Raw genomic sequence first — 17,189 nt, forward strand, 5'->3', positions numbered from 1 at the left:
GACGGACCACCCTCCCCTTGCTTACTCTCCTTCCATGCCCCTGACGGTGACGAAATCGGTCAACCATCAGGAGAAAATGCATGTCTGCGTTTCAAGGTATCTGGGTTCCACTGGTTACACCGTTCCACAACGGCGCCATCGATTTCGTCGGCTTGCGCCGGCTGGTCAGCCATCTGCTGGAAAAAGGTGTCGACGGCCTCATCGTTTGCGGCACCACAGGCGAACCGGCGGCAATGGGCAAACATGAGCAACTGGCGGTGCTCGATGCGGTGCTGGAGCTGGTGCCGGCGCAACAGGTGGTCATGGGCCTGGCCGGTAACAACCTGACCGAGTTGTTGCAGTTCCAGAGCGAGATCCTCAAGCGCCCGGTGGCTGGCCTGCTGGTGCCGGCGCCGTATTACATCCGCCCGTCCCAGGCCGGCCTCGAAGCGTTTTTCCGCACGGTCGCCGATGCCTCCAGCGTTGCGCTGATTCTCTACGATATCCCTTACCGGACCGGCGTGGCCTTCGAACAGGCGACCCTGCTCAACATCGTCGCCCACGAGCGCATCGTCGCCATCAAGGATTGTGGCGGTAATTTTTCGAACACCCTCGCCTTGCTCAACAGCGGCCATGTCGACGTGCTGTGCGGCGAAGACAACCAGATCTTCAACGCCCTGTGCCTGGGCGCCAAAGGCGCGATTGCCGCGTCGGCGCATATCCATCCCGAACTGTTCGTGCAGTTGCACCGGCAGATCCGCGACAACCAATTGGCTGAAGGCCGCGCCACGTTTTTCCGGTTGCTGCCACTGATCAACAGCCTGTTCCTGGAGCCCAACCCGGCCCCGGTGAAAACCGCGCTGGCCCTGCAAGGCTTGATCGGTGACGAACTGCGCGCACCGATGCAGCGCAGCAGTGACTCGATGACCGAGCGTTTGAAAGGTGTGCTCAGCGCATTGGGCCGCGACAATCGATAGAGCGCCCGCCACCGGCCCGAGTACCATGCAGCGATTCGTTCAGCCTTCAGGGGCACCGACATGCTGTATCGAATCGCCGCCGACGGGCTGATGCTGTTGCACTTGCTGTTCATTATGTTCGTGTTGTTCGGCGGGTTGCTGGTACTCAAATGGCGCCACCTGATCTGGTGGCACCTGCCTGCTGCGCTGTGGGGTATGGCGGTGGAATTCCTCCACTTGCCCTGCCCGCTGACCGACTGGGAAAACCACATGCGCCATGGGGCCGGGCAAAGCGGTTATGGCGGTGGATTCATCGAGCATTACATTTGGCCGGTGATCTACCCGGCAGGCCTGACACCCGGCATTCAGGTGGGATTGGGCGCTGTGGTACTGGTACTCAACGTACTGGTTTATTTCCGAGTGATCCGGCAACGGGCCGCCTGAATCTTCAACCAGCCAGACGGTCGCGCCCTGGACTGGTGGCTGGTTCAGGGAACGGACCGTTTGCCTGACGCCCGACCCTCAGTTGGCAATCACGCTCATGTTCCGCCCACTGGCCTTGGCCACGTACAGCGCCTTGTCTGCCGCACCGATCAGGTCTTCGGGGCGGAGCTGGGAGTCGGCATTGCTGGCGCACACGCCGACGCTGACGGTCACGGTACCTTGCGGGCTGTCACTGTGGGCAATGTCGGCCTGTAGTACCGCGCGGCGGATTTTCTCCGCCACCAGAAATGCCCCCACATAATCAGAGCCAGGTAACACCACCGCGAACTCTTCGCCACCATAACGGGCGGCCAGGTCACCGGGGCGCTTGATGTTGTCCGTGATGATCGCGCTGACCTTGCGCAAACACTCATCACCGGCCAGGTGGCCGTAGCGGTCATTGAACGCTTTGAAATGATCGACGTCGATCATCAGCAGCGCCAACTCGGCCTGGCTGCGTCGGGCGCGCCCCATTTCGGCATCGATGAAAGCGTCGAGCTGACGCCGATTGGCCAGCCCCGTCAGCGCGTCCTTGAGGGCCAGGCCCTCGAGGTTGCGATTGACCTCCAGGAGCTTGTCCTGGGTGTCCAGCAACTCGACCTGTACCAGATTCTGCTGCTTCATCAGTTTGATAAGCCGCAACCCCAGTACCCCGAGAAAACTCAGCAACAGCGTGACGATGCAGACGCTGAGAAGGGTTTCCCGGCGCCAACTGGCAAGCACTTCATCCTTGTTCAGCGCGGTAAAAACGATCAACGGATAACCCTCGACCCGGCGATACCCCGCCACCCGTTCGATACCGTCGACGACCGACCTGATCGTGGCCGTGCCTCCGTCGCCCTTGGGTAACAGCTGGCTGAACAACGGGCTCTTGGCGAGGCTGGTGCCGATATCCGTCTCCTTGAAGGGTCTGCGGACGACAATGCTGGCATTGTCGGCGATCAGGTTGATCACGCCGTTACTGCCCATGTCGATGCTGTCGTAGAGCTGCAGGAAATGGCTGAGGTAAATCGTCGCCAGCGCCACCCCGGCAAAGCTGCCATCGGGATGATTGACCCGGCGCGAAACCGTCATGATCCACTCACCACTCGAACGACTCCTGATCGACGGCCCGATGTGCGGCCCACGGCTGGGATTATCGCGATGGAAGATGAAGTATTCGCGGTCGGAATTGTTGACACCGGTCTGGCCGGCGCCATTGGAGTTGGCGATCCACTGCCCTTTTTCGTCGTAAACGAACAGGCCGTGGAGCTGGCTCAACTCACGGCGCTGGACGTTGAGCAATTGTGGCAGCCGGGCTTGATCCACACCGTCGTGCTCCAGACGATCGACCAGGGTGAACAGCAGCGTGTCGGCCTGCTTGATCGTTGCCTGCGCTTGCGAGGCCAGGGTCTGCGCAAGGTTGGACATCGCCACTTCCTTGTCATGCAGCAGGTACTGGCGTGAACTCCAGACCTCCCAGATCACGATAGCCATCATCGACAAGCACACCGCCGCCAGCAGGATCACCGCCGAACGGACTTTGAGTCGGGTCACGGCTGGCCGGGGCATTTCAATATGATCGTTGATCGACGGATATCGCATGGTGCTCCCTGATTGTCCGTGACAGGGCGAGTCTTCCTGATCGCCGCTTTTGCTCACTCTGCCTGCTACAGGCTTGCAATGATGTTAGCGCGTCGCCTGTTTTACCGCCTCCAGCCACGCCGGATCAAGCCGCGTCTGCCCGGTATCGATGCCCAGCGCTTGCATCCGCGCCGCATGTTGGTCCATTTCGCGGATCAACTGGTCATGGTCGCTTGAGTTGCCATCGAGCTGATGCATCTGGTTCAACCCCAGATGGTAGAAACGCAACAGCTTCATGGCAGCCGGATCACCCCGCTCCACGGCCGCCGTAACATGATGCATGACATTGGTGATGCTCATCAGGCTGCGCTTGAGCTGCCAACTGTAGACCGCCGGCGCCATCCATGCCTGGCGCCAGAACACTTTGCGCATCAGCGCCGCCATCGTCAGCACGGCCACAAACACGCCACCGACGTTGAAGCGCAGATTTTCGCCCGCCGGCGTGCCGAACAGAGCCACCGCCGCCGTGGACAGAATCATCGCCAGCGCCAGAAAGGTCAGGGCAAGGATGACCGTGCTGCGCCGCGTCTGTTGCCGGTAGGTGTCGGCGTTCATCGGCTGGATTTCGAACATTGCGTCGGGTTTCCTGAGCTTCAATGGTAAAAAGGGGGCTGAGGCAAAAAGTCAGCGGGCCATTATCGCCTCTGCGCGGGATTTAGCTATGCTGTGGCTCCTTTTCATCTTTTCATCGTCAAGCGGGGGGGACGTGGCGAGACCATGCAGTTCGTGCCATCTTCTTTCATGAATACACATTATTCGGATGCCATTCGTGGTTGCTGTGTGAATGACATCGTTTTAAGGATCATTGAATGACCCAACGCCAAGTTATCGACGCCTCCGTCAGCCCCAAAGGCAGCCTGGAAACGCTCTCGCAACGGGAAGTCCAGCAATTGAGCGAAGCCGGTTCCGGCAGCACCTACACCCTCTTCCGCCAGTGCGCCCTGGCCATCCTCAACACTGGCGCCCATGTCGACAACGCCAAGACCATACTTGAAGCCTATAAAGATTTTGAAATCCGCATTCACCAGCAGGACCGCGGCGTACGCCTGGAACTGCTGAACGCCCCGGCCGACGCCTTCGTTGATGGCGAAATGATCGCCAGCACCCGGGAAATGCTGTTCAGCGCCCTGCGTGACATCGTCTACACCGAAAACGAACTCGACAGCCAACGCATCGACCTGAGCAACTCCCAGGGCATCAGCGACTACGTCTTCCACCTGCTGCGCAACGCCCGCACCCTGCGTCCCGGCGTCGAGCCGAAGATCGTGGTGTGCTGGGGCGGGCACTCGATCAACACCGAAGAATACAAATACACCAAGAAAGTCGGCCATGAACTGGGCCTGCGCAGCCTGGACATCTGCACCGGTTGCGGCCCCGGCGTAATGAAAGGCCCGATGAAAGGCGCGACCATCGCCCACGCCAAGCAACGCATCCACGGCGGCCGCTACCTGGGCCTGACCGAACCCGGGATCATCGCCGCCGAAGCGCCAAACCCGATCGTCAACGAACTGGTCATCCTGCCGGACATCGAAAAACGCCTGGAAGCCTTCGTCCGCGTCGGCCACGGCATCATCATCTTCCCGGGCGGCGCCGGTACGGCCGAAGAGTTCCTGTACCTGCTCGGCATCCTGATGCACCCGGGCAATGAAGGCCTGCCCTTCCCGGTCATCCTCACCGGGCCGAAACACGCTGCACCGTACCTGGAGCAACTGGACGCGTTCGTCGGCGCCACCTTGGGCGACGCCGCCAAGCGGCTCTACCAGATCATCATCGATGACCCGGCCGAAGTGGCACGCCAGATGACCCTGGGCCTCAAGGCGGTCAAGCAGTTCCGTCGCGAGCGCAACGATGCGTTTCACTTCAACTGGCTGTTGAAAATCGACGAAGGCTTCCAGCGCCCGTTCGACCCGACCCACGAAAACATGGCCAACCTGAAGCTGAGCCTCGACCTGCCGCCCCACGAACTGGCGGCCAACCTGCGCCGCGCGTTCTCCGGAATCGTCGCCGGCAACGTCAAGGACAAGGGCATCCGCCTGATCGAAGAGCACGGGCCGTACCAGATCCGCGGCGACGCCACGATCATGCAGCCGCTGGACCTGCTGCTCAAAGCCTTCGTCGCCCAGCACCGCATGAAACTGCCGGGTGGGGCGGCGTATGTGCCGTGTTATCGGGTGGTGGCGTAGCCACACCGGTCCACACACTGTGGTGAGGGGGACTTGCCCGCTCGCCACAAAAGCTCAGCGGTTAATCCAGTGGGGCGACGTTATCCAGTGCGCGGTTGACTGCCAGGTCGGCCAACATGATCACCTGCTGGATGCCCAACAACATGCTGCGTTGCGGGCCGTCCAGGAACGTCGCGAAATCGCTGGCCATCACGCTTGCTGAAGCCAGCGATTCGCAGGCGTGGGCCAACAAACTTTCGGTGTCGATATCGGGTGCGATGACGAACATCGTGCTGGGATTGTGCGGTGCGCTGGTTTTGAGGATGGCGGGTTTGAGGTGCAGACCGGATGCACGTTGAGTGGTATCGGTTTCTGATTCGGGGGGATTGGGTGTGGGTTTGACCATGACGAAACTCCTTGATTGATGGAGCCGCCACGATTCGCTGCGAAACGAAGAAGGTGGCAGCCATACGCAGGTTCGCAGACCGGGAATCAAGGAACCCGGCAGACCCGAAAGCCTCCCGCGCACAGCCGCCATAACACAAAGCAGTGGGCGAACAAAAAGCGCCAACTGCAAGGAAACGGTGGCGCTGAGCGCCTTGATTAACCTGGGCTGCGAAACCCGGTCGCTGAATTTGCAGCGACCCGGCAACGATAGAGTCAGGGTCCAAGGCCCACAAGCCGGCGGATTCTGGCGTAGTTGTAGGCAACGACGCAAGACGGTGTAGCTTCACTCCTGGTCCTACAGCCGTCTCTGACATCCACAAATTCCTGTGGCGAGGGAGCTTGCTCCCGCTGGGCTGCGAAGCGGCCCAAAAATCAGACAATGCGGTTTGTCAGACAGACCTCGTTGAATGGATTTGCGACTGCTGCGCAGCCGAGCGGGAGCAAGCTCCCTCGCCACATTGGTGGTGTGAGCCAGAGGACTATTCGTTGGCTGTCAGGCCGCCATCGCGAGCAGGCTCGCTCCCACAGAAAAGCAAAAGCACAGCAGCACACACCACCGCGTTGCTTCTCACCAATCATCAGGTCGAGCGTTAGCTCGCCTGCAGCTTTTGATCTTGATCCACCCGCCCCCTCGGCAGGCTGAGTGGAGGCGTTCATCCGGGGATGGGCGCGCAGCGCCGTTCGACGCAGTCGAACTCATTGCATGTAGGTCGAAGCGAAGCCGACCGGAGGGCAATGCCCCCGGATGAATGCCGGAGCGAAGGAACGCCGAGCCTTAGCGAGGGGCCGTACGTAAGGGGCGAGACCTTTTGGTTACTTTTGGGGCGTTTGCCAAAAGTGACCCGCTGTAAAAGCGGAACCATAAGTGGCCGTTACCACAGGAATGGATATGTACTCAGTCAACAAATCTTAGGCCGTCAGGCCGCCTTCGCGAGCACGCTCGCTCCTCCGATTCAAGGCTGCAATGCCTGAGGCGAGGTGGACGGGTCTTTCGGCGGCCCGCCGGCATCTTCGAGGGAGACTTTCTCGGCCACGAACTGCCAGTCCTTGTAACTGGCCATGCCCTTGAAGTCCGACCACTCGCTGGGAAAGTTCACCTGCTTGAGCGGCTTCTCTGTGGACGGGCAATACACACCGCTGATCCGTCCGTCGATACCGCGTATCAGCTCCCATTCGCCACCTGTCATCGGCTCCGGATACAACCGGCGGATATGGTGCCTGGCCGACGGGAAACGCTCGTCCTGCAACAGGTCCGCCAGTTCTTTCGGGTACTGGGCCATACCGGGCGAACTGCGGTAATAGCTGCGCAGCGCCTGGGCATATTGCGTACCGGCCCAGAGCAGCTGGTTTTCGCGATCGCGCCGCGCCGCGGTGGCCCACAACTCGCCGGCACTGGCCAGGCCCAGGCCCATCACGACAATCAGAAACAGCACACCCAGGTAGGTAAAACCATCCTGACCCGATGGCTTACCACTCGGAATAAAGGCTGCCATCTCGCGCCCTCCCGCTGGCCCCACTCTTGACATCGGCAACCCCGCCCGCCACACCATCCGGTGGCGCGACGATGACCCAGGTGTCCTTGCGCTCGGAAATCGGGTCCACCGGCTGGTTTCGCAGGTAGCGCAGTTCGACCAGCTGTTCGATGGAATCGGGATAATGCCCGGTGTCTCCATAGTAGTGATCCAGCGCCTCGCGCATGGTCGACAGGCTCTGGTGCAAGGTGGTCTCTTTGGAGGCCTCCAGGCTGCTGAAGTAGCGTGGCAGGGCGATCGTCATCAGGGTCGCGATGATTGCCATGACCACCATCAGTTCAATGAGGGTAAAACCCTTTTGCCGGCGCATCGGCTCACCACTCTCGGTAGGCGATACCGTTGAGACCCTTGCCCCGAGCCTTGGAGTAAACGTCAAAGACGTCCTGGCCCTCCTGCGGATTCTCAGCGGAACTGTCATAGGAACGCAGGCCCCAGCCACCCTCGTCGTCACGCTTGACGGCTGCCAGCGGGTCACGGGGGATACGCCGCAGGAAGTAGAACTTGGCACCCTTGGCGCTGCGCACGTCACGCACACCATCGACCAGCACTTTCAGGTTCGGCGGGTAGCCGTTGCTGTCGAGCGACTTCTCGATGTAGCCGGCGTCGAAGGCGCGTTTGTAGGCATCGATGCCATCGCGGATCTGATACAGCGCAGTCCGCAATTCCTGCTCTTTGCCCCGGCGCACCACCGTCTCGGTCAGTGGTGCGGCCATGCCGGCCAGCAGGCCGACCAGGGCGAGTGTCACCACGACTTCGATCAGGCTGAAACCGCGATGTGAGACGTTCATGATCAAGGCTTCCCAACAGTAACGGTGGTGGCGATCGGTGCGCTCATCGGGCCGGCCTGAACCGCCGTGCTCATCGAGCGGTCCGGTGCCTGGATGTGCATGCTGGTTTCGGTACCGGTCGGGAACTCCATGTCCGACGGGCTCTGGTACGGCAGGTTGCGCACGATCCGCGGGGTGATCGACAGCACCAGTTCGGACTTGCTGACGTCGTCCTTGTTGCTGCCGAACAGGCGACCCAGGCCGGGAATGTCGCCAAGGCCGGGGATCTTGTTGCCGGTGGCGCCGTGGTCGTTGCGCACGAGCCCTGCGAGGATCTGGGTTTCGCCGTCATGCAGACGCAAGGTGGTCTGGGCGTTGCGGGTATCGACCTGGACCGGAATGGTGCCCTGAGCGGTTGGCGTCAGCGGCGTGGCGTTACTGACTTCCAGCGCGATCTTGATCGCCACTTCGTTGTTCAGGTGCACGATGGGTTGCACTTCGAGCTTGAGACCGACGTCGAGGTAGGTCACGCTTTCGGTGATCACCGGACCCTGGGTCGAAGGCACCGAGGTGGCGCTGATGATTGGCACGCGCTGACCGATGTGGATACGCGCCTGCTCGCGGTTACTCACCCGGATCACCGGGCTGGCGAGTGTGTTGACGTCTTTGTCCTGGGCGTTGATCTGGGCCTGCGGCGATGGCGAGATGGTAATCCGGCCGGAGTTGATGCCTTTGAGTTGATCGAGAATGGTCACTGGCGAGCCGTCGGTGTTGATCACACCGAAGGTGTTGGGCCATTGCAGGCCAAGGTCGAGAATGCGTTGGCGGGCGACTTCCATCACTTCCACTTCCAGCACCACTTCCGGGTTGGACTGGTCCTGCGATTGCAGGAGCTTTTCCGCCATGCGCACCGCGTCACCGGTATCGCGCATGGTCAGGGTATTGAGGCGCTCGTCAACGAACACGTCGCGGGTCTTGAGCATGGTCTTGATCATGTTCAGCGCCGTATTGGCATCGATGCTGGTCAGGTAGAAGGTGCGCATCACCAGCTCCTGATAATCCTTGATCTTCTGTGGCGAGTCCGGGTAGATCAGCAAGGTGTTTTCATTCACCACTTTCTGATGCAGCTGGTTCTGTTGCAGCAACAGCTCCACGGCGTCTTCGATACGTACCTCACGCACGAAGATGGTGGCTTTCATGTCCGGGCGCAGGTCCTTGTCGAAGATGAAGTTCAGGCCGGCGACCTGTGACAGCACTTCGAAAATGGTTTTGAGGTTGGCGTCGCGAAATTCCAGGGTCACCGGCCGGTCCAGACGCGTGCGCAGCTGCGGGTATTGCACCACGTTGCGGCTCTGCACCAGGCGGATGTTGTCTTGCAGTTCCAGGGCGCCGTCGTTCTTCGGGTCCAGTTCGAGAATCTGTTTGACCTGGCGGTCGGCACCGTAGATGTCACCGCGACGCAGGTCGCCACGGGCCAGTTCGAGTTTCTCGTCCATGCTGCGCAGGTAATCGAGCTGACGCAGGGAATCCTGGGCTCGGCGGTTGTTCGGTTCAATGTTCAAGACCCGGCTGTAAGTCATGCGGGCTCCGGCGAAATTACGCTGGGCCCGGTCCATGTCTGCCTGGGTCAGCAGCGCCGTCACGGCGCGGGCCCGACCGCTGTTAAGAGCCATGTGCAGATCGGTATCGCGAGGGTTTTCACGCAACCCCTGTTCGATGCGAGCCAGACCGGCTTCATATTGGCCCGATTCCATCAGGGCAGAAGCTTCGTCCCTGGCGACCTGCGCCGAACTGCACGCGGCCAGCCCGGCACAGAGACACAGGCTCATCAGCAAACGGGATTTGTTCATTCCGTACTCCCCACAGACAAGGTCTGCGATACATGCAGAGGCAGGTAAACCAGGCTCAGTTCCACATCGGAAATCCGCTCGATCCGCCAGGTTTCGTCGATCACATCCCCTTTGCGCACGACGTAGATTTTTTCGCCGTTCTGCAAGAACACCTGCAGATCGGAGCGGTCATCGAGCCTGCCGACAAACTGGAAGGGCAACGGCGGTGCAGTGGGGACTTGCACCACCGGCGCCGCGACGACCGGTTGTTCAGTGACGGTGCCGGGGGCCGGCTCCGCTTTCCAGCTGCGGGCGGCGAACAAATCGCCTGCCGGGCTCAGGTCCTTGATCGGCACTTGCGCCGCAGCGCTCGATGCAGTCGTCGATGCGCCAGGGGCCTTGCCCTTGGCTGGCGTGGCCACGGTGGCCACCACAGGGTCACTGTCGTCAGCCTGTTTGAAGTATTCGGGGAACCAGGCCAGCGCTGCCGCTACAGCGAAGAACGCCACCCAACCCACCACTCGTTTGGTATTCATCATGACCTCGACAGGTAAAGGGTCATGCGGATCCGCCCGGTCAGTTCGGTATCGGCGATTTTCTTGCGCTGAAACTCCACATCCTCCAGTACCACCGCCGGCAACTGGCCGAGCAAGGCGTGCAGGAAGCGCCGCAGTTGCGGATAGCTGCCACGTACCGGCAGCAGAATCTGATAACGGGCCAGGTGTGTCTTGGGGTCCACGCCCAGGGAGTATTCACCCCGGGACAAGGTGATGCGTTCCTGGGCAGCCAGGGCGTAGATCTTGTCGATGGCCACCGTGGCCTGAGGCTGGGACGGCAACTTGCTGCGGAAATCGTCGAGCTGACGCTGCGGCACCACTGGCGCAGCCACGGTGCCGTCTTCGACCTTGGCCAGATACTCGGTAGCCTCGCGAGTCTGCTGGCTGAGGCTTTGCAACGACTCCCAGTCCGGCAGCAACCCGACCAGGCCATAGCTCAGCGCCAGCACCAGCATGGCCATCCCTGCCAGCCCAGGAGCGCCCAGGCCTTGCAGGTATTCGTGGACGATCAATTTATGGATTTGCATCGCCGATCTCCCAGGTAGCCAACAGGTTGAACTGCACCGGGTGTTCCGGCACGTTGGCGACAATTTCGTGGCTCAGCAGCGACACGTCGGACAACTCGTCGCTGGCTTCGAGACGGCGGTGAAAATCGAGCATGGCGTCCAGGTCCAGCGCCTCGGCGCTGATCCGCACCTGGCCTTTGCGGGCGTCCGGGGTCAGGGTCAGCAGGGCAATATTGTCCCGCGGCATGGCTTCGAGGGTCGCGAACAGGCGCTCCCAAGGGCGGCGCAACTGTTGGGAGACCTTGCGCATTTCCGCCAGGTTCTGCGCCTGCTCGCGGATTTGCGCCGGGGTCAGGCTGAGCTTGCCGCCGGTATCACCGGTGAGCACCCGCTGGGTGGTTTGCAGGTGGCCTTGCTGTTGTTCGGCCTCATTGCTCAGATGCTGTTGCACCAGAACGCACGTCAGGGTCAGCGCCACGCCACCGGCCAGCAGGCTCCAGCCCAAGGGGCTTGAACGGCGCCGCGGCTGAAAGTCGAGCATCAGGGGGCGCATGTCAGGCCACCGCCCGAGACATGACGTACAGGCAATCGCGTACGGCTGTCCGGTCTTCTTCGAGGTTGCGCAGATGCACACCGGGCACGTCGGGAGGCGAATCGATGCGTGCCGGTGCATGCAGGTAGACATTCAACGGTCGTTCGCTCGAGCAAGCCTGCAACTGGTTTTCACGGCCGATCAGCGCAGTGAGCGCGGCATCGCTGTCGCTGCTGCCCACCGAACGCACCGAGGTCCAGCGCCCTTCCCGGGCCAGCAGCAACACGCTGCGTACCGGCTCGGCGACCACGAACAGGAAGTCCCCGGCCTCAAAGCTTTTATCGAAATGGTTGAACGCCGCCATCAGGTACGGCTGCACCGAACGCAGACGCAATCCGCGCGCGCTGACCAGGGTGCGCAGGCGCTCGAGCAAGTCCTGGGGCAGCGCGGTGGCGATGCGGTCGTAACCGGCGGGCTCAGGCGAGAGCACCAGGCTCCAGGGTTGCGTCAGGGCACCGTAGAGGTCTTCGAAACACAGTTGGGCGAAGCCGAGCAATTCGGCCGGGCTGCTGATCTGCTCGCTCCAGGGCACCAGGCAATAGCGGCTGAAGTGCCCGGAGATCACCACGGTCAGTTCGGCCCTGGCAACGGTGTGATCGGCCAGCAAATGGTCGAGGGTGTCCAGAGCCACCGTCCAGGCCTGGAAGCCTTCGTCGATGTAACCGACGCTGCCCAGCCAACGGATTGCATTGCCTTGCCGTTGCCCCAGGCCAACACCGCTGGCGCCGAGCACGGCGACGAATCGCTCACGAGACAAAAGTGACACGATTGATCTCCTCGAGAGTGGTCCGGCCTTGTTCCACCATCTCCAGCGCCGACTCGCGCAACAGGCGCAAGCCACGTTTGCAGGCATGGGCCTTGATTTTCGAAATGGGTTGGCGCTCGACGATCATCTGCCGCAGTTCGTCGTCCAGGTGCAGCAGTTCGGCAATTGCGCTACGCCCGCGATAACCGGTGCCCCGGCAATGCCCGCAGCCTTTGCCGTGGACGAACTGGTAATGAGCGACTTTTTGTCGATCAAGCCCCGAGACCTCCAGCTCTTCTTCTGTCGGGCTGTAAGGACTGCTGCAACTGGTGCAGACCAGGCGGATCAGCCGCTGAGCCAGCACGGCATTGAGTGCCGAGACCAGGCTGTAGGGATCGATTTCCATCTGGGTGAAACGGCCGATCACGTCGAACACGTTGTTGGCGTGGATGGTGGTGAACACCAGGTGACCGGTGAGCGCCGATTGCACAGCAATCTGTGCGGTGTCAGGGTCGCGGATTTCACCGACCATGATCTTGTCCGGGTCATGGCGCAGGATCGAGCGCAGGCCCCGGGCGAATGTCAGGCCTTTCTTCTCGTTGACGGGGATTTGCAGCACGCCCGGCAGTTGATACTCCACCGGGTCTTCGATGGTGATGATCTTGTCCACGCCGTGGTTGATCTCGGTGATCATCGCGTACAGGGTGGTGGTCTTGCCGCTACCGGTAGGTCCGGTCACCAGCACCATGCCGTAGGGTTCAGCGGCCAGCCGGCGCAGCTGGCGCAGGGTTTCTTCTTCAAAGCCCAGGGCCTGCAATTGTACGCCGCAGACCTTGTCGGCGAGGTCCTGTTTGTCGAGCACCCGCAGCACTGCGTCTTCGCCGAAAATGCTCGGCATGATCGACACCCGGAAGTCAATCTGCCGGCCACTGATGCCGATCTTGAAGCGACCATCCTGGGGCACGCGTTTTTCGCCGATGTCCAGTTCGGCCATGACCTTGACCCGGGAAATCACCTGCTCGGCGAACTCGCTGCCCTGGATCTTGCTGATGTTGTTGAGCACGCCGTCGATCCGGTATTTGATGACCAGGCCGCTGCCGGTGGTGCCGAGGTGGATGTCGCTGGCGTGCATTTTCAGCGCGTCGTACAGGGTCGAGTTGACCAGTTTGACCACCACGCTGGAGTCTTCGCTGATGCTGGTCAGGGACAGGCTTTGCAGGTTGTCGATCTCGACACCGGCGTCGCTCTGGGCGTTGAGCGACTCCACCGCATGGAAGCTTTCTTCGTGACGCGCCAGATAGGCCTTCAGGTCATCGGCATGCACCAGGTACAGCGGCGCGCCTTGCAGGCATTCATCGATCCAGGCCAGGCGCGCACTGTCGAAGGGGTCGGCGAACACACCGATGACCGCATCGTCGTGACGCAGCAGGATGAATTCGCGTTTGAGGCACTGGGCCAGGGTCACCCGGTCGAACACCGGCGTGGACTTGAACAGGCTGTCGGTGTCGAGCACCGGGTAATGCAAGGTGACGCCCAGGCAATGGATGAAGGGCATGGGAGCCAGTTCACTCAACGCTGCGAGGGCATCGAGCATCCGCTCGCCGGAACTGGTCGCCAGGGCCCGGGCCTGGGCCAGTTGTTCACGGGTGAAGCGAGTCGGTACGCATTCCGGTTGTGCCGGTTCTACGGCAAGGGATAGACGGTCCATGGCTTGCTCTCCAACGCCCGGGGCTTTGAGCCCTGTCGGCGCGGCGAGCCATTTCGGCGGGGGCCGGAACGTCCTGTCGCGCCACTACTCCCCGGTGAGCAATTGTTCGTCGTCTGGTGCCATGGAGGCCGATGCACTTTTTCGGCGATCTGCAAGCACCCAACTACCGTCGTACAACTGCAGCGGGAAACTTTCGGTCCTGCTCTGGCGTCGTTCGACGAATCCTTCGCAAGTGCTCACACCCGCTTTGGGGTCGCGCCGCATGCCCAGAAGATCAAGCACTGCACGGGCCAATTCCGCCAATGGAAAGGGTTTGAACAGGATATGGCTGACTCCCATTAACCGGGCCCGCTCGCAGACCTCTGCGGTGGGATGCCCTGTGATCAGCACAAAATGACAAATCCTGTTCTGGCGGATGGCATCGAGCACCTGAAAGCCTTCCATATCGGGTAAGCGGTAATCGAACACCATCACATCCGGTGCGAAATCGTCGGCTTCAGCGATTCCTTGCGCCCCGTCGTGGGCAATCCGGACTTCCAGCGCTTGCGCCTGCAGGTAACCCTGGAGGTTTTCCGCCAACAACTGTTCGTCATCAACAACCAGTACTTTGTTTAACAAGGTGGACTCCTTGAAACTTCAGGTCCGGGTTTGAACCTGACTGAGTGCACGCCTTGACAAGGCTTATGCACACTTCACGCCAGGCTGGGCACCGGTATTTTCAGGTCTTCATGTCCTTGAATTTAAAAACAATGCCCTCTTGTACGGCCATTCCATTCCCCAAAAATGGGGAAAGAGACCGAATTGGTACTGTCGTTTTTCCCCCAATATTGGGGACCCCCCCTATTCATCGTCAACTCGCTCGATCCGATTGCGCAAGCGCAATGGCGCCAATGAATTTGTCCCGGTTAAGCGTAGTCGCGCAGCGGCGACAGTGAAAGCGTCTGCACTGGGCACCCACTGCGCCAGAGAGACCTGCAAAGTGTCGGGTTTCATGATCGGCCTCCGGTCAGGGCGTTGCAGCAATGGGTTTATAGGGGGCGACCAGATAGAAACGCTGGCCCGGCAAATCCACCGTGACGATATGGGCACCGCTCAAGCCCTGGCGCCGGCCGGGACCAAAGCTGATCAGTGGCGTCAGCCCGGTATCGAAGTCACGCAGGCCTTCCAGGGCACTGACCAGTTTCTCGCGGCTGGCATCCCGCCCGGCCTGCTTCATGCCTTCGCTGAGCAGCATCATCGAGCTGAACGCGCCCACTTGCAGCACCGCGTGCTGGCCGCCCAGGCCCTGGTGCTCGCGCAATCGGGTCAGCGCCTGGCGCCCGGCCAGGGTCCAGTCGCTGGGCACGAACGGATAGGCCAGGAACACCCGCCGGGAAAATCCGTCGGGCACCTGCATCAGATTGCCCGCCACCTGGTTCGAAGCGGCGAACAGGTAAGGCACCTGCCCTGCCGTTTGCAGGCGCTCGGCCAGACGACTGAAGTCGCTGCCGCTGCCCAGGTAAAATACCGAGCGCGACCCCAAGGGCAAATCATCCCTGGTCGGGTCGTAGGCTTGCAGACGCACCTTTTGCCAGGCGTGCCCCTGCAAGTACTGGCTGAGTTCCTGCGCCGCCAGCCGTTGGCCGGAGTCGTCCGGATAGGCGATCAGCGTCGGCCCCTCTAGCACCCGCAGACTGGCACCGGCGTACTCGGCCAGGGCGATCAATTGCTCGCGAAGCCCCGGCAGCGGTTCGAATATCTGCCGGCTGGTATGGGGCGTGCCCTGCAAGGACAGCGGCCCGATCAGGGGGATGCCGGCCCGCTCCAGACGCACAGCGAGGTCCACGTCCAATGCCGGCGCCAGCGGTGCAATCAGGGCAAATACCTGCTCTTCATCGATCAACCGGTCTAGCGCCTTTTCGGCACTGACGCGGTCGGCGCCGGGGTCGAGGATGGTCAGGCGCAACTGCCGGCCATGAATGCCGCCCGCCGCGTTGATACGCGCCACGCAGCCGTTGAGCACCGCCGCCACCGTGGCGCCCTCCTCGCTCAATGGCCCGGTGGCCGGCAACAACGTGCCCAGGTACAGACTGTCAGGGGTCAGGCCCGGATCGTGGTCTTCGGCCAGGCGCCTGGCCGGCAGCATCCTGTTCGATGCGCCGCCCCAGGCCATGTCCGGCTCACCGCTGGCCGACACGCCTTCGCGGTACAACCGCCTGCCGGCACTTTCGCTGAGACTCAACGGCAGCGCCTGGACACTGAGCGCGATGCTGCCCAAAAGCAGCAGGCCAAGGACGAGGGCAGTATTCATGGCCGTGGCTCAGCGACCGGCCACGGACATTGTCAGCCACTGCAAGCGCCGGGCAATGGCGGCTGTCGGAGCATCGAGACGGATTTTGCTCCAGCGCTCGTTCGCCACGTCACCGACGATCGACGGGGTGGAGTGTTGCTCGGGGGGCGGCACGATCTGGCCGATGCGACCCAAGACAAGGTCTATTTGCGCCTTGTCGCCGGCATGAAAAAACCAGTGGGGCTCATCGACGCCCTGTTTCAAGGTGTAAGCCTTGAGTACCGCCGGGGTGTCCCGCAGCGGATCACTGGCAAGGGAAATCAAGGTGATGCCTCTCATGGCTGATGCTCCATGGCGATGGCGGTGTGCTTGGCGTGGGTGTTGCGTTCACCGCTGAGCTTCTCGACGGCCCGGGCCAGCTCCGTCGGGTCGGTGAAACCGTAGTAGCGGGTCCAGAAGCGGTTGTTGCCGTCCCCCACCAGAATCAGCGGCGAGTGGTTCTCGATGTCATCGCTGTAGGCGCCCAGGCCCATGAGGGTGGCAGTGACCGACTGCGGCGGGCCGGTCAGCCAGCTCCAGCCCGGCCCCTGCTGGAAAGTGCGGGCGTAGTCGTTCAGGCGTTGGGGATCATCACGCTGCGGGTCGATGCTGATCGACACCAGTTGTACTTCGGTGCCGACCCGCGCGCCCAACTGTTTCTGCACCTTGCCCATGATCGAGGACACCACCGGGCAGACCGAAGTGCAGCTGGTGTAGATAAAGCCCATGACCACGATCTTGTTACTCACCAGGTCTTTTTCCAGGCTGACGACCTTGCCGTTCTGGTCCAGAAGGGTCACGTCGGCGAACTTGATCCGGGCGGTCTGCGGGCTTGCCGTTTTGGCCGCCATGTCGTGCCCGGTGTCCTCGCTTGCCGAGTGAGCCAGCGCCTGGCCGATACCGAAGGCCAACAGGCCGAACGTCAGCAGGCTGCAATGCGCGAATCGGTTCATGTCAGCTTCCTCTCAGTGGGTATCGCCGTGAATGGCCCGAAC

At 61.5% G+C, this 17,189-nt stretch carries 18 protein-coding genes and 1 pseudogene; 3 read left to right on the forward strand and 16 right to left on the reverse strand.

Annotation, left to right across the window (positions count from 1 at the left end; translation table 11 throughout):
* Positions 1–80 precede the first annotated feature (80 nt).
* A complete protein-coding gene (gene dapA / locus KGA81_RS11415; protein WP_223545896.1) occupies positions 81–956 on the forward strand; it encodes a 4-hydroxy-tetrahydrodipicolinate synthase in 876 nt (291 codons plus the stop codon).
* Positions 957–1,016: 60 nt separating this feature from the next.
* On the forward strand, positions 1,017–1,379 hold the full coding sequence (locus KGA81_RS11420; protein ID WP_223545897.1) for a DUF2784 domain-containing protein: 363 nt from the start codon (positions 1,017–1,019) through the stop codon (positions 1,377–1,379).
* 78 nt (positions 1,380–1,457) lie between these two features.
* On the opposite strand, the gene KGA81_RS11425 is transcribed toward KGA81_RS11420, so the two are convergent.
* Both KGA81_RS11425 and KGA81_RS11430 read right to left on the reverse strand, forming a co-directional pair.
* Complete coding sequence (locus tag KGA81_RS11425) at positions 1,458–3,002, reverse strand: sensor domain-containing diguanylate cyclase (protein WP_223545898.1); 1,545 nt, start codon at positions 3,000–3,002, stop codon at positions 1,458–1,460.
* Between the two features lie 84 nt (positions 3,003–3,086).
* Positions 3,087–3,614 (reverse strand): DUF3087 family protein, encoded by a 528-nt coding sequence (locus KGA81_RS11430; RefSeq protein ID WP_223545899.1) that lies wholly within the window; start codon positions 3,612–3,614, stop codon positions 3,087–3,089.
* Between the two features lie 236 nt (positions 3,615–3,850).
* Here KGA81_RS11430 and ppnN point away from each other — a divergent pair, with 236 nt between their 5' ends.
* The gene (gene ppnN, locus KGA81_RS11435; RefSeq protein WP_223545900.1) at positions 3,851–5,224 is read left to right on the forward strand and encodes a nucleotide 5'-monophosphate nucleosidase PpnN; all 1,374 of its coding nucleotides are present in this window, start codon (positions 3,851–3,853) and stop codon (positions 5,222–5,224) included.
* 61 nt (positions 5,225–5,285) lie between these two features.
* Here the strand turns inward: ppnN and KGA81_RS11440 are convergent, their stop codons facing one another.
* The 14 genes and pseudogenes from KGA81_RS11440 to KGA81_RS11505 all read right to left on the reverse strand — a co-directional run bounded on the left by KGA81_RS11440 (position 5,286) and on the right by KGA81_RS11505 (position 17,147).
* Entirely contained in the window at positions 5,286–5,609 is a 324-nt protein-coding gene (locus tag KGA81_RS11440) for a DUF6124 family protein (RefSeq protein ID WP_223545901.1), read from the reverse strand.
* Between the two features lie 994 nt (positions 5,610–6,603).
* The gene (locus tag KGA81_RS11445) at positions 6,604–7,143 is read right to left on the reverse strand and encodes a type II secretion system GspH family protein (RefSeq protein WP_223545902.1); all 540 of its coding nucleotides are present in this window, start codon (positions 7,141–7,143) and stop codon (positions 6,604–6,606) included.
* Complete coding sequence (locus KGA81_RS11450; RefSeq protein WP_223545903.1) at positions 7,118–7,492, reverse strand: type II secretion system protein; 375 nt, start codon at positions 7,490–7,492, stop codon at positions 7,118–7,120. Before KGA81_RS11450 ends, KGA81_RS11445 begins: the two co-directional genes overlap by 26 nt.
* A 4-nt stretch (positions 7,493–7,496) precedes the next feature.
* Positions 7,497–7,970 (reverse strand): type II secretion system protein, encoded by a 474-nt coding sequence (locus KGA81_RS11455; RefSeq protein WP_223545904.1) that lies wholly within the window; start codon positions 7,968–7,970, stop codon positions 7,497–7,499.
* Positions 7,971–7,972: 2 nt separating this feature from the next.
* Positions 7,973–9,799, reverse strand: a complete 1,827-nt coding sequence (locus tag KGA81_RS11460) for a type II secretion system protein GspD (RefSeq protein ID WP_223545905.1) — start codon at positions 9,797–9,799, stop codon at positions 7,973–7,975.
* A complete protein-coding gene (locus KGA81_RS11465) occupies positions 9,796–10,314 on the reverse strand; it encodes a hypothetical protein (protein ID WP_223545906.1) in 519 nt (172 codons plus the stop codon). The genes KGA81_RS11460 and KGA81_RS11465 overlap by 4 nt, the downstream gene beginning before the upstream one ends.
* Positions 10,314–10,862: a type II secretion system protein M gene (locus KGA81_RS11470; protein WP_223545907.1), complete on the reverse strand. Its 549-nt coding sequence runs from the start codon at positions 10,860–10,862 to the stop codon at positions 10,314–10,316. Before KGA81_RS11470 ends, KGA81_RS11465 begins: the two co-directional genes overlap by 1 nt.
* On the reverse strand, positions 10,849–11,394 hold the full coding sequence (locus tag KGA81_RS11475) for a PilN domain-containing protein (protein ID WP_223545908.1): 546 nt from the start codon (positions 11,392–11,394) through the stop codon (positions 10,849–10,851). The genes KGA81_RS11470 and KGA81_RS11475 overlap by 14 nt, the downstream gene beginning before the upstream one ends.
* 1 nt (position 11,395) lies before the next feature.
* Positions 11,396–12,199: a hypothetical protein gene (locus tag KGA81_RS11480; RefSeq protein ID WP_223545909.1), complete on the reverse strand. Its 804-nt coding sequence runs from the start codon at positions 12,197–12,199 to the stop codon at positions 11,396–11,398.
* On the reverse strand, positions 12,180–13,886 hold the full coding sequence (locus KGA81_RS11485; protein WP_223545910.1) for a GspE/PulE family protein: 1,707 nt from the start codon (positions 13,884–13,886) through the stop codon (positions 12,180–12,182). The genes KGA81_RS11480 and KGA81_RS11485 overlap by 20 nt, the downstream gene beginning before the upstream one ends.
* 84 nt (positions 13,887–13,970) lie before the next feature.
* Positions 13,971–14,504 (reverse strand): response regulator, encoded by a 534-nt coding sequence (locus KGA81_RS11490; RefSeq protein WP_223545911.1) that lies wholly within the window; start codon positions 14,502–14,504, stop codon positions 13,971–13,973.
* A 388-nt stretch (positions 14,505–14,892) separates the two neighbouring features.
* On the reverse strand, positions 14,893–16,176 hold the full coding sequence (locus KGA81_RS11495) for an ABC transporter substrate-binding protein (RefSeq protein WP_223545912.1): 1,284 nt from the start codon (positions 16,174–16,176) through the stop codon (positions 14,893–14,895).
* Between the two features lie 9 nt (positions 16,177–16,185).
* Positions 16,186–16,488, reverse strand: a pseudogene (locus tag KGA81_RS11500) (SCO family protein); the annotation flags it as partial.
* Between the two features lie 2 nt (positions 16,489–16,490).
* Positions 16,491–17,147 (reverse strand): SCO family protein, encoded by a 657-nt coding sequence (locus tag KGA81_RS11505; protein ID WP_223545913.1) that lies wholly within the window; start codon positions 17,145–17,147, stop codon positions 16,491–16,493.
* Positions 17,148–17,189 lie beyond the last annotated feature (42 nt).

This window comes from Pseudomonas sp. A-B-19, assembly GCF_019947515.1.
Lineage (GTDB): Bacteria > Pseudomonadota > Gammaproteobacteria > Pseudomonadales > Pseudomonadaceae > Aquipseudomonas.